At 49.4% G+C, this 12,753-nt stretch carries 10 protein-coding genes; 4 read left to right on the top strand and 6 right to left on the bottom strand.

The window, feature by feature from the left end; all coding sequences use genetic code 11:
- Positions 1-18 precede the first annotated feature (18 nt).
- From EKK48_15845 to EKK48_15825, 5 genes are all read right to left on the bottom strand, one after another.
- Positions 19-783 (bottom strand): hypothetical protein, encoded by a 765-nt coding sequence (locus EKK48_15845; GenBank protein ID RTL40729.1) that lies wholly within the window; start codon positions 781-783, stop codon positions 19-21.
- 255 nt (positions 784-1,038) lie between these two features.
- The gene (locus EKK48_15840) at positions 1,039-3,363 is read right to left on the bottom strand and encodes a hypothetical protein (protein RTL40728.1); all 2,325 of its coding nucleotides are present in this window, start codon (positions 3,361-3,363) and stop codon (positions 1,039-1,041) included.
- Positions 3,364-3,396: 33 nt separating this feature from the next.
- Positions 3,397-4,167, bottom strand: coding sequence for a dienelactone hydrolase family protein (locus EKK48_15835; GenBank protein ID RTL40727.1), 771 nt, complete (start codon positions 4,165-4,167; stop codon positions 3,397-3,399).
- 2 nt (positions 4,168-4,169) lie between these two features.
- Positions 4,170-5,789 (bottom strand): MFS transporter, encoded by a 1,620-nt coding sequence (locus tag EKK48_15830; protein ID RTL40726.1) that lies wholly within the window; start codon positions 5,787-5,789, stop codon positions 4,170-4,172.
- 96 nt (positions 5,790-5,885) lie between these two features.
- Entirely contained in the window at positions 5,886-7,073 is a 1,188-nt protein-coding gene (locus EKK48_15825) for an aminotransferase class I/II-fold pyridoxal phosphate-dependent enzyme (protein RTL40725.1), read from the bottom strand.
- A 161-nt stretch (positions 7,074-7,234) separates the two neighbouring features.
- Here EKK48_15825 and EKK48_15820 point away from each other — a divergent pair, with 161 nt between their 5' ends.
- From EKK48_15820 to EKK48_15805, 4 genes are all read left to right on the top strand, one after another.
- Complete coding sequence (locus EKK48_15820; protein ID RTL40724.1) at positions 7,235-8,146, top strand: tetratricopeptide repeat protein; 912 nt, start codon at positions 7,235-7,237, stop codon at positions 8,144-8,146.
- Between the two features lie 25 nt (positions 8,147-8,171).
- Complete coding sequence (locus EKK48_15815) at positions 8,172-9,191, top strand: RNA 3'-terminal phosphate cyclase (GenBank protein RTL40723.1); 1,020 nt, start codon at positions 8,172-8,174, stop codon at positions 9,189-9,191.
- A gap of 206 nt (positions 9,192-9,397) precedes the next feature.
- A complete protein-coding gene (locus tag EKK48_15810; GenBank protein ID RTL40722.1) occupies positions 9,398-9,634 on the top strand; it encodes a hypothetical protein in 237 nt (78 codons plus the stop codon).
- A gap of 139 nt (positions 9,635-9,773) precedes the next feature.
- Entirely contained in the window at positions 9,774-11,045 is a 1,272-nt protein-coding gene (locus EKK48_15805) for a hypothetical protein (GenBank protein RTL40721.1), read from the top strand.
- Between the two features lie 4 nt (positions 11,046-11,049).
- On the opposite strand, the gene EKK48_15800 is transcribed toward EKK48_15805, so the two are convergent.
- Positions 11,050-12,747, bottom strand: coding sequence for a tetratricopeptide repeat protein (locus tag EKK48_15800; protein ID RTL40720.1), 1,698 nt, complete (start codon positions 12,745-12,747; stop codon positions 11,050-11,052).
- Positions 12,748-12,753: the final 6 nt, after the last annotated feature.

Raw genomic sequence — 12,753 nt, 5'->3', positions numbered from 1 at the left:
GGCGCTGAAGGTTCTGACTTAGCCTGGATCGAACCAGTATCTGTATTCCGGATGTCCCCAGGCGCTGCATTCACCAGTGTGCTGCAACCAACCTCTGGGTCCACCTTCCGTCTCGCTGCAAAATGAATACGTGCCCGGGTGACTTTTGTCAGGAGTGGTTGTGACCCAGAATGGCTCCACTTTCGTGCCGGTCCAGTGTCGCGCCACTTTCGGATCCAGTTTGATGCGCTTCGGTAATTCTTGAGACGCGGTCGCGCTACTTGTGAGTTCGTGGTAAGGTGCCACCATTTCATCATTAGTAAAGGCTGAAATTGGAATGAAGTCGGGCCGAACTACGTTCTGTCTCGCTGTCATGTCAATTTTCGGTGTTGCCGTAATTGGTAGTGAAGAAGCAATACGAGCTCTGGCTCCGGTATTGCCTTGCACCCCAGGAGCTACAGGACTAACGGTACCGACAGTGTCGACTGTATCTGAGGTATCCGCTGTATCTGATGTATCTGATGTATCGGCTGCATCGATGGAATTATTGTTTCCATTCACAACATCATCACTTTCAGCCACTGCTTGCATTGGTAGTGAATTTGCTATGAGCACGCGGATACTGTTGTCAGTCTTTGGGCAGAGGCTCTCAGTATCGTTGATTGATGAAGTGGCGGCCAGGGCTGGGGAGTAGAAAGTTGATAAAGCGATGATGAGTAAGGTCGCTGCATGGTTTAGAACAGCATGGATTGGTAATTGTTCCTGCCTGCATATAAATAGAATCTTGCGCGGAATTTTCTTCATAGGTTATCTCGGGTTATTAGAATCAAGGCAGCGCGCTATCATCCCGCGCATGCAGAACAACGTTGATATGAACACGTCGATATGATCACGTCGATTAGACCAGATCTATTGAACGCGCCGATTTGCACAGCTGGTTGACCCAGCTGGACATCGTGTTCCGAATCTGCGGATGTAGGACTGCCTTATTTCTAGTAATTGGGGTGGACTAGATGAACTTACTGCAAAGTTATGTCAAAGGTGTGTCAGACGAACAGATTATTTTGTCTTGCCGGTAACACGGCGCACCCATGACTCTACTTCTGCTTGTTGGTCTGAGGTCAATGCGAAAGCTTTCACGAATGCGCTCAAGACGATTTCGTCGTTCTGCTTTTCCAAATCAGTCAATTGTGCTTCGCCCCTGTCCGGTGCGACATATTGCTGCGCCTGGTGCGTGCGCCCAGCCGTCACCGGATCTGCTTGTAATTTATCATGCAATCGTCTGGCTAATCGTTGGCATTCTTTTGAAATGTCAGACAGTTTTTGCCGCTGCTCCAGATCGAGCGGAAATAAAGGCAACCGCTTAAGGTCGCCTACTTGAAAGTTGATTGTGGGATTGATTGATTTGGCAATCGCCGCAATCAGTGAAGAATTCAGGTAAGCAAGAAGAAAGTCTTCGTCAACGCCTTCATTTACGAAGACAGCAGAGGCGCCTACGTCGAAGATACAGCCGGCAGGCAGTTTTCGCACCGCCAGATTACCTGTATTTACAAAAGAAAAACAGAGTCCGGAGCGGAAATAAAACTGTTCATTTTTTACGACCCATTTGATGTTTCCATTTAAGTATGGATACGCTGCGCTCACTGCTTCTTTGATCTCTCTGCCGTCATTTTCCCAGTTCACCACATGCACGACCGGGCTGAACCACCGATCTGCACCAGCACCTTTTACGTATGGGACCCAGGTGCTGCCGATTAGCTCCGCAGGAACATCGTCGATTTTTTTGATAAAGCGCTCGTTGTCAGACGTAGCTAGACCCTGGCGAATTTCGGCGATTTCCGACAGTGTCGGCACTTGTCTTGATAGTGCGAGAATGACTCCAGGGCAGGCGTATTTGATGGCATTTTCATGCTCTTCGAGAAACATTCTTTGATCGTGACGGAAGTAAGATCCGTTTTTTTGATCGTTGAGCAACTTAAGCTGGCAGAGTAGCTCTTGTGGCTTGTCTTTGTGCAGGCGCAAATCGAAAAAATTCGAAGTTGTTGACGGTTGCGCCTTGTTTTCGATTACTAAAAGAGCGCTGTTTACTTTGTCTCCACCTTGTAGCGGAAATACGCCTGAACCGGCATCTGCACAAGAAAATATGTGATATTTAGTCAGTATGGTTTTGCGCAGTTTGCCGTAGCTTGGCAGTGTCAAGACAGATGCCTGGGTTATGGTGCCCAGGCTGCCACAATCTTCCAGCAATTCCAAAGAACGTTCTATGAATGCTGCGCTGATATCGCTGTGACTATCTGGATATTCACTTTTCAATGCTGACTTGAGCTGTCTGCTCATCAACTTGCGGCCAATATACGGCGGATTCATAAGCACGACGGCATATTTCTGGGACAGAACATGGGGAGCTTCAAAATCTCGCGCCAGGCTGCCCAGCAAATCGTTTCTGTGGTCACCGTCTGGAGACTGTTGGCTTTTCGCAATTGCTACATTGAAGAAATCAGAGGGTGCATTTTTCGAATACTGAAAACACTTGATCAAAAGAGAAAGACAAGTAATCCACAATGCAGCTATGTCGATATCAGCACCGTAGACGTTACGTTTCTGAGCCAGTTGCACGCTTTTCTCTGCCGAGAGTCCAGCTTTTAGATGAAGGTTGATTGATAAATCGAGCGCACGCACCAGGAAGTTACCGGCACCACATGCGGGGTCAAGGATGGTGAGATCCGAAGCAGTTCGGTGAGCCGTCTCTTTTCGGCTCTTTGTTATGCTGTGCGTGTTGATAGGAGCGTTCACTTGCCAGATTCTATAAGCGTTCGGTGCCTGATTCGCAAACGCCGGCTCAAGCTGCGGCAGAGCGCAATTGGCAAGGAGAAAGTCGACGACCCAGTCTGGTGTATACAACTGAGTGAAGGCAATCATGTCTGTTTTTGAGAATTCCTTATTGGCCGTCTGGATATTTGCCTGTGCGTTCTTTCTTGCTTGCATTGAAAGAAACTGATATGCATAGCCTATGGTCAGATCGTTTTGCCATGTTTCCGACGGTGTTTGTTCAAGATGTCTCAGCGCCTCTGCTATTTGAGATTCCGAAGGAAAGTCGTTTTCGGTTGTAGATAGGCGAATTTCATTCGGGGCGGTCATGTTAACGGTCTGGCACAACTGGTCGATCATCGGGCGAAGTGAACCGACTTTTGAGAGCTGTGACTCGACACAATTCAACCGATCCAGTTGATTGCGTGCCTCGAGTACCTTCAGTGCTACAAGGATAATGCAGGTGATGAATTCGGTAGATGGGAAGACTGACGATATCGACCCTGCAGGTGCCAGAGCCTTCAGTGATGCCTCGACACTTCTTTTAAAAGTTCTGAACGTGTGGCTAGATTTCACTGGCTATAGCACTTCCATTAAAATAGGAACGATTCACAATGGGCCGAGTCGTTCCTCTTTACTATGTTTCTTTATAAATGCCAGAGTTAGCTGCCATGCGTCTTCGCTGGCTTCTCTATTGTAATGCGGTCTTCGATCGTTGAAGAAGGCGTGCGGTGCGTTTTCGTAGACTTTGAGCTGATATGATTTTTCCAGCTTTTGCAGTCGCTGTGAAAACTCTTCTATATGGTCTGCTGTAATCAACTCGTCTTTGCCCGCGAACAATCCAAGAAGAGGAGCCTTGAGCGGGACGAGATACTCGATTGGATCTTTCGGCTTTGTTTTAGACGTGAAACCGTATCGAATTCGTCCATAGAAATCGACGACGTATGCCAGCTTGGGCTCGTGGCAAGCGAGTAAAAGTGCTATCGCTCCGCCCATGCAAAAGCCTATTGCTCCTGTCTTTCCGTTGATGTTTTCTTGTGATTGGATGTGCGTGAACAGGGCATCGAGGTCGGCCATGATTTGACTGTCCGGAATTGAGTTCCACGCCTGTCGCATCACATCAAGATTGTCTCGATCCGCTTCGCTTGCGGGAAACAGTTCCGAGCGTGCAAAAAGGTCCGGTGCATAAACTCTGATTCCATGTTCGGCGAATCTTCTTGCCAGGTCTCGTATGTGATCGTTGACGCCGAAGATTTCGTGAATCAGGATCAATCCAGGCAGCCTGGTGCTGTTGTCTGGCTCGGCACAAAAGACAGGCATTGAGCCAGGTTTGAGGTCTACTTTGAAATTTTGTTCTCGCAAAGTAACTATGCCGCTCATTTTTACTCCTTCGTTTTTTTTCGTCGTCGTTCTGTCACCATATGTTTTACCCTTGGTTCGCAGTCGCCTGTATGGCAGGCATAGACTCGTTTTTCCGCGGTGATGTCATCAAGAGTAGCCCGGTCTCGCAGGCGCAGATGCTCGGCCCAGGTCTCTACGAAGTAAGATTCGACGTAGACTCCTGGTGTAGACAGATCGATGAAGAGGTGCCATTGGAAGGCACCATTTCTGCGTCTTTGCTTTTCCAGAGCTCCGATAGCATCGAAAAACTCATTGATACTCTCCTGGTCGACGTGATATTCGATGGTTATTAAAACGGGACCGTGGTCTGGGTGCGGGGTGACTGTAGTCTCAACCTTCGGCCAGGGTCCGGACATTCGCATGTCCAGCTTTTCCACTGCCGTCAACTTATACTTGATGCCGATGGCGAGACTCGCCACAAGTCCCAGGCTTGCACCCAACATCGCATGTGGCATGTCGAATTTTTGCGCCACAAATCCCCAGCACAGACTGCCAAAAGCCAGGCAGCCTTGAAAGACTAGCAAATACATGGCTACAGAGCGCGCTCTCACCCATGAAGGTGATGCCATCAGCATTGCTGAATTAATGGCATTGCATGCAAATATCCAACCAGCGCCGCTGAGCAGCATCGCTATTAATGCCACGTGATAAGAGCTGAAAAACGCAACGCTTGCCATTCCTACCGCGAAGAGTGCAGTGCCTGTGGCTGCCAGAACATCTAGTGACACGGACTTTCGGAACTGCGGCAGGAGTGTTGCACCAGATAGGGTGCCCAATCCGAACATACTGATGATGAGACCGTACTGCGTCGAATCCAGATTCATGATTTTTCGAGCCAGTAATGGTAGCAGCGCCCAGAGACAGCTGGCGCTGAAGACAAAAATTCCGGTACGAGCCAGGACGTGACGAAGTGGCTTGGAATGCCGCACGTAGCGAATTCCGGCGCGCATTGCGCCAAGCACCCTCTCAGGCACTTCGTTTACTACCGGCTCTCGCTTCCATCTGAAAATTGCTGTCCACACGAGGCTCATGAGCATGGCATTTATGAGCAGCACCCAGCCTGCACCGAGCTGTGCCACCAACAAACCTCCCAGTGCGGCGCCTACTCCGCGGGCGCAGTTGAACCCGGCACCGCCCAGGGCAACAGCTGATTCCAATTCGGATTTTGGCACTAATTCTGGTGTCAGTGAATTCCATGCTGGTGAATTCATTGCCGAGCCCAGACCTGAAACGAAGATCAGCACAATCAACAGCCATGCTGTCATCGAGCCGCTGATTGTGAGCAGCCCCAGTGTGACTACTGCCGTGCAGATCCACAGCATTGATGTAAGCAACAAAATGCGTCTGTCGACTACATCTGCAACTGCACCTGCCGGTATGGCAAGCAGGAAAAATGGTAAATATGTCGCGGTCTGTACGAGTGACACCATCACCGGTGATGGTGCGAGCGATGTTATGAGCCATGATTGTGCTATGTCTTGCATCCATAGCCCGACGGACGAGACCACACTGGTCCACCACAAAGCGCGAAAAACCGGCCGGCGCAGCGGTGCCCAGATAGATGCGACTGTTCTTGTGTCGGTGGTCACGAGTACCTGCAGGAGCGGAAGTCCGTATTATATGACGGACTCCCCGGCATTTGAACACAAAAAAAGTCCCCCGGCGAGGAGGGACTTCTTTTCGAATATTATCGCTACTTAGACAGGTGCTTTGCCCATGTCGAAAGTGATCGAGTGCTTCTTCATGCGATCGAACGCTTCCTGCAAGCGCACTACGTCTGTGCACAACGACATGCGGAAGAATCCTTCGCCGTTGGGGCCGTAGGCTGTGCCAGGCGGCACGACGATGCCTGCTACTTCCAGCATTTGCGTGCAGAAGTCGGCAGAGCTGACGCCTTTGGGTGTGGGCAGCCACATGTAGAATGTCGCCTTTTGCGGTGGGATATTCCAACCCAATTCGCCCAGGCACTTGATGGCGAGGTCGCGGCGCTCCACATACAGTTTGTTGCAGTGGTCGATGAAGTCTGTTGGTCCGGTGAAAGCGGCTACTGCAGCAACTTGAATCGCTTTGAAGACATCGGTGTCGACGTTTGATTTCAAGCTGGCTAGAGCCTTGATTGCCTGCGCATTGCCGATGGCAAAACCAATTCTCCATCCCGTCATGTTGTATGTTTTGGAGAGCGTGTGCAGCTCGATAGCGATGTCTTTGGCGCCTGGCACCTGGAGAATCGATGGAGCTTTGTAGCCGTCGAATGTCATTTCGGAGTACGAGAGGTCGTGACAGAGCAAAATGTCATGCTTCTTGGCGAAAGCAACAGCCTTCTCGAAGAACGCCATATCAGCGACTCCGGCAGTCGGATTGTTTGGATAGTTGAACAGAATCAACTTGGCTTTTTTGCAGACTTCCTCTGGAATGGCGTCCAGGTCTGGCAGAAACTTGTTTTCTGGTTTAAGCGGCATGAAATACGGAGTTCCGCCGGCCAGCAAGATTGATGTCTGGTAGACCGGATATCCCGGATCAGGGATGAGCCCGACGTCGCCGCTGTCGATGAACGCCATGATGGTGTTGTGGAGACCTTCCTTCGAGCCGATCAGCGAGGTGACCTCTGTGGCTGGGTCGACAGTTACTCCAAAGCGCTTCTTGATCCATTCAGCAGCTGCTTCTTTGTATTCCTTCATGCCACCGAACGGCGGATAGTGGTGATTGATCGGTTTTTCCAGCGCTTCATGCATCGCATCGACGATGTGGCGCGGTGTTGGTTGATCGGGGTCGCCGATACCGAGATTGATTACGTCTACGCCTCGAGCAACGACAGCTTGTCGTTTCTTGTCGATCTCCGCGAAAACGTAGGGAGGAATCGCTTTCAATCTGTGGGATACTTCCATTTTGTTAAACCCCGTATCTGTGGACGTTACCGGCTAAAACCGAAGCTCTATCATATCGCCACAACGTAGAATGGCGTTTGGTCTGCAGTTCGAACATTTACTTAACTAAATCAATGTTAGGGCTGAATGGGCAGGCGGTTTGGGCAAGGCGAGGATAATTCATGACAATTTCAGTTTTGTTGAAGGTTTCTCTACCGACTGCGCTCGTTTGTTTCGTTTCGCTGCAGCCAACAGCCGGGGCTCAGCAGCCGATTACTCTGACTGAGACGGGCCCCAGACGAGCCGAGGCGCCGATGCCGCTCATGGAGAGGGGGAAACTCGAGAAGTCACACAGAGACTTCGATGGCGCGATTTCATCCTTCACTGAAGCGCTGGGGCTGAATATGAACAATACGGATGCCCTGTTCGAGCGCGGGCAATGCTACTACTATCAGAACAAATTTGCCGAGGCTCGTTCCGACTTTGAAAGAGTGATGCAAGCTGCCCCCTACGACTGCCAGCCTGTTCTTTGGATCGGCACTATCGAGGCTAAGCAAGGCAATGACGATAAGGCGGTAGAGAACTACCTGCAGGCATTTAAGCTTAATCCGCAACTTGTTAAGCAGTTCCTCAAGGATCAGGGAAAGGCGAAAACTCAGACCGTCAATCCGAAAAACCAGGGCGCCGTTACGGCTTACGAGAAAGCGGTAGCAAAGTATCTCGTCGAGCATCCCGAGTTGAACGAGCCTAAGACCGCTGACTCATCCGCGTCGACTCAAACTACTCATAGTTCGAAAGAAGATTTGCAGGAATTGCTGAACAAACAAAATGAGTATATAAAAGACAACCCGACCGATGCCGCAGAGATTTTTCGCCGGGGTAAGACCTATAAGCGCCTGGGCGAGGCTGACAAGGCACTGGCTGATTTCAACGAGGCGATAAAGCTCGACTCGACGAAATCAAGATTTTATTTGGCTCGCGCCCGGTTGTATCATGAACAAAATAAGCTTGAGTTGTCACAAGCTGATGTGGAGAAAGCGCAGAGTCTCGACCCTACGATTCCACATCACATCAATTTCGATGAGGGCAACTAGGCGCGGAGACTTTGGGTGGGGATGAATGTTAACTATTGATGGATCTTTTGGCGAAGGCGGCGGGCAGATACTTCGCACGTCACTGGCTTTGTCTCTTGTTACGGGTAAACCGTTCAAGCTGATTAACATTCGCGCCAATCGTACTAATCCTGGTTTGCAGCAGCAGCATCTGACTGCTGTGCGAGCAGCGGCGACTGTTGGTGATGCCACCGTTCAAGGTGACTCCAAGACATCTCAGTCATTGATATTTGAACCAGGAAAAGTTAAACCTGGTAAGTACGAATTTGATATTGGCACTGCAGGCAGTACCACTCTGGTTTTTCAAACGATACTACCGCCTCTAATGTTGTGCTCCGAGAAAAGCGAACTCTCCTTTAGCGGCGGCACGCATAACCCGCATGCACCGCCATTTGACTACGTTAAGGAGACATACGTACCAACACTCGAACAGTTTGGACCAGTTGTAAAATTGGAATTGGGTCGGCTCGGATTTTATCCTCCTGGTGGTGGCAGTTTTTCTGCAACCGTTAAACCAGCAGAGAAGTTGGCGACTGTAGAATTGCTTCGACGTGGTAAGACACTGAGGCGATGTGCTCGGGCGCTGCTTGTGCGGCTTTCCCAGCGCATCGGGCAGAAGGAACTTGATTATGTTCGCAATAACATGCCTGATTGGGGCGGTGGCGAATTGCGGCTGGACGTTTCCGATAATGCAATCAGCCCGGGTAACGCTCTTTCTATACAGTTCGAGTGTGAGTACATAACCGAGACATTTACAGCGGTGGGCACACGTGGTTTACCAGCAGAGAAAGTGGCAGAGAATGCTGTTTCATATGCTCGTAAATACACGGAGAGTACGGCGGCGGTTGGAGAATTCCTTGCCGATCAAATTATCATTCCGTTTGCGCTGGCTGGCTCAGGTTCTTACACAGCCGACGAGATTTCTCCGCATACAGAAACCAATATAGAAACGATCAAGAAATTTCTTGATGTTGACATCAAGGTTTTAAACGAAGAAACTCATCACAGAATAGATATCAAATCTTGAGGTTGTGACTTATAGGCTACGACCTGTGCAGAATTCGTGAAGTCTACAGTCTGTATTGCTTTAGAGTTAAATTAGATCGCCCTGTCTGTAAACTGGGTCCAGGCGAAGCGTTTCAGGCTGTGTTGCAATTTCGAATTGTTCTCCTTTTTTCGAATTTGGTGAGTAGTATGTGAGACAGACCTTAGTATCAAATTTGGAGAGTGAAAATGAAGAATCTAGTTGCGATGATGTTAGCTGTGAGTTTCGCTGGTGTGGGTGCCACATCTGTTTTGGCTGCAGACGAAACCGGCAAAGAAACAGTTAAAACTACCGTTGAGACAAAGAAAGGCAACGTCAAGCCGAAAACAAAAAAGACTGTTACCCGTCACAAAGTAGATACAAAAACTTCGGGCAACAAAACTGAAACTGAGAACAGCACTAAAACGACTACTGAAACGAAATAATTCAAGCTCAGCTATTGTTGAATATTCAGGAAACCTCGCGATGTCCTTGCGAGGTTTTCTATTTGTTCTTCGGTTTGAAGGGAACGTCTGTCGAGTTCGCACCGTCACCCCTCCGGGTCCTACCGAGCGAGCTTGAAAAATGACTAGAAAGAACTTCCTATCGTTAAGCGCAGTCCTGAGCCTTTCAATGATGATGACGGTTGGCTGTCCCGTCTATGCCGATGATGCAGGTGCTCCGATTCCGCCCGGCGAGTTAATGAAGGGTGACCCGAATAAGGAGAATGCAAAGCCTGGTGATACTCTCGAAAGCAAGGTGACGACCGGTAATGGACTTCCGCCTCAGGTCCAGGCTGCTCCGGATGGGTTGGACCCAGCCACAAAGCCCATGACGACGGGAGCTGTACTGAGTACTCCTGCCGAGACCGCAGAAAAAGCCTCAGAAGCAACTCTCATTCATGAACATGAGCCCGGAAAGTCGCCCACTCTGCCCGAAGCTGCCGGGGCACCGAAACGCCGTCCGACTGTAGCTCTCGCGCTGGGTGGGGGTGGTGCTCGCGGCGGTGCGCATATTGGTGTGCTGAAGGTTTTGAAAGAGAACAATATCCCTATTGACTATATCGTTGGAAACAGTATGGGTGCCATCATAGGCGGTTTTTATGCGGCAGGCGTACCGCTGGATGACATCCGGCGCATGATTCAGGATGGTTCGATGAGGAAAGCTTATACGCCCATGCCTCTCGCTCCGAAAGTGGTTTTGGCCGGTTTGCAAAAGCTGTGGCCCTTCAAGGGAAGCAATCCTTATGCTGGTTTGTTTACCGGGAAATCGTTCCGAAAATACTTGACTAAGAAATTGCCTCGACCTGATATGCAAGTGCAAGACACAAAGATTCCTTTTTCGGCTGTTGCCACCAATTTGGTTGATGGGCAGGCTTATCGAATCTCCGATGGTCCGCTAGCTATCGCTATTCAGGCGAGTTCTGCTATTTCGCCGTTGATCAAACCAGTTCCTATTGATGACAAAATCTATATTGATGGCGGTGTTCGAGCCAATCTTCCTGCTTCTGCTGCTCGTGACACCGGGGCGGACATAGTAATCGCAGTGCTCGTCGATGAGCCGATGCAACAGATTCCGGCTCGAAAATTCAAATCATATAAAGGAATCGCATCACGTATGGCCGACATCGTGCTTGCCATCGCTGATGAGCGCCAACTGCAATTTGCGGATGTTGTGATCAATCCGGATGTGACGACGATTCCAGTTCTGACAAAGAAGACTTTCTATGCAAAGAAAGCCGAATTGTCTGGCGAACTGGCAGCGCGAAAGGCACTGCCTGCGATTTTGGAAGATTTGAAAAATCCACCAAAGGCGGATGCTTCAGTTGCGGCAGCGAGGAAAAAATTCAACATCTGAATTGCTAGCGCTTGTTCTTAGAACGCATGAGATGTGCAGCAAGCAAACCAATCACCATGACACCGAGCGCTGCTGCAAGTGCCAGCGCCAGCCAGTTTTCCTCTTTGCCGGAATGCTCTGTTTTGTTCTTCTTCGGTTGTGAGATGTCTGTTGAGACTGTTTGTGCACTGTCTGTCGAACTCGTTTTTGAAATGTCAGCTAGACTCGTTTGTGAACCGCTTTCTAAACTTGTTTGTGAACCGTCGCTATAGTTAGATTCTTTCATCTCTGCACGGATCTTTGAGCGCTCTTCGTTGATAAATGTCTTGCTGGCGTGCGCCAGGTTCGTTGCTTTGTCGAGATCCGCGAGCGCATCGTTGTAACGGTGCATCAGTCTGTAGCACTCAGCTCGCTCCATGTATGCGTCATCATCATCGTTGCGCAGCTGCAATACTTTTGAAAAATCAGCAATTGCCTGGGCATATTTTTTCATCGATTTAAGAGCGACTGCCCGCAACATGTATGCACCAGGTTCATTGGGAGTGAGTTTGATCACCTGCGTGTAATCATCAAGTGCTTCTTTGTTTTTGCCAAGTTGCATGTAAGCATCAGCGCGCTCTTTATACCTTGTCCAATCATTTGGATTCGCGGCGACCGATTTCGAGTAATCTTTGATTGCCTGTTCAGGCATTCCTGCTTCCAGGTGGAGCTCCGCTTTCTTGGCAATAGCCTTATCGTCAGTGGGGTCCAGCTGGCTTGCTGTTTCAAGATCTTTGCGGGCTCGGACCTTATCTTTCAGAATAGCGTAAGACTGTGCGCGCAGCACATAGATATCGCCAAGCGACACCGGAGCTAAATCTTCACGCATACCTTCACTTCGGAACCGACCTGTTTCGCAGACAAAACGGTACGCCACTAATTTAGGCTTGGCTTGAATTATTTTAGTGAAATCAGCGATTGCTTGTTGATGCTTTCCGAGCTGCTGGTAAGTGTCGCCTCGAAAATAGTAGAGCATGGGCACAGCAGTGGGGGTCAGCGCAATTGCTTTACTGAAATCCGCTAGAGCTTGAGCGTTCTGACCTTGATTTTGATAAATCACGCCTCTGAAAAACCACAAGTCAGGAATTCTGGAATCGACTTTCAGGGCAGAATCGATTTTTTGCAAAGATTCGTTGAGTTGACCTGCATTGCGAGCTTCATCGGCGGCCGTGAGCAGATCACAAATGTAGACGTTAGTCTGTACTTCCGCAAACTCTTTTGCGCGGTGCGTCATTTGGTATGCATGGGAGAGATTTTTATGAGTGTACCAGGCTGTCCAATCCAGCGGATTTACCGTGTACAGTTTCAACACCGTTGCGGAATCATTGAAGCCCTCTTTCATATGATTCTGGCGAAATTCGCAGTATGCCTTCGTCGCGTACGCTCGAAACATTCGAGGATCATACTGAATAGCTTTGTTTGCTTCGATGAACGCTTTATCGATCTGATTGGTATCCATATAAGTTCTGGAGAGTTCAGCGTGTGCATCTGCGTCAGAGGGATTTTTTGCAAGAATATTCAGCAGTTTCAGCTGAGCACTCTCAAAGCGCTTATTATCTATATCTCCAAGTGCTTGTTCGTAGGTCGTCAGTTTTCTGCAGAAGGCTGGCTCGGGTGTAATGCCTGCAAGAGTGCATAAGAATATTGCAGCTATTGCTTTTCTCAATTTCGAATCTGTTTCCATCGGATA

The sequence above is a fragment of the Candidatus Melainabacteria bacterium genome (assembly GCA_003963305.1).
In the GTDB taxonomy this organism is placed as follows: Bacteria; Cyanobacteriota; Vampirovibrionia; order Obscuribacterales; family Obscuribacteraceae; genus PALSA-1081.
Note: the sequence above shows the minus strand (reverse complement) of the source record. Positions and strands in the feature narration are given on the sequence as shown.

Coding starts and splice junctions, on each gene's coding strand:
- EKK48_15810 (RTL40722.1), top strand. CDS start 9,398: ATGAAGAATCTAGTTGCGATGATGTTAGCTGTGAGTTTCGCTGGTGTG.
- EKK48_15805 (RTL40721.1), top strand. CDS start 9,774: ATGACTAGAAAGAACTTCCTATCGTTAAGCGCAGTCCTGAGCCTTTCA.
- EKK48_15800 (RTL40720.1), bottom strand. CDS start 12,747: ATGGAAACAGATTCGAAATTGAGAAAAGCAATAGCTGCAATATTCTTA.
- EKK48_15845 (RTL40729.1), bottom strand. CDS start 783: ATGAAGAAAATTCCGCGCAAGATTCTATTTATATGCAGGCAGGAACAA.
- EKK48_15815 (RTL40723.1), top strand. CDS start 8,172: ATGTTAACTATTGATGGATCTTTTGGCGAAGGCGGCGGGCAGATACTT.
- EKK48_15820 (RTL40724.1), top strand. CDS start 7,235: ATGACAATTTCAGTTTTGTTGAAGGTTTCTCTACCGACTGCGCTCGTT.
- EKK48_15835 (RTL40727.1), bottom strand. CDS start 4,167: ATGAGCGGCATAGTTACTTTGCGAGAACAAAATTTCAAAGTAGACCTC.
- EKK48_15825 (RTL40725.1), bottom strand. CDS start 7,073: ATGGAAGTATCCCACAGATTGAAAGCGATTCCTCCCTACGTTTTCGCG.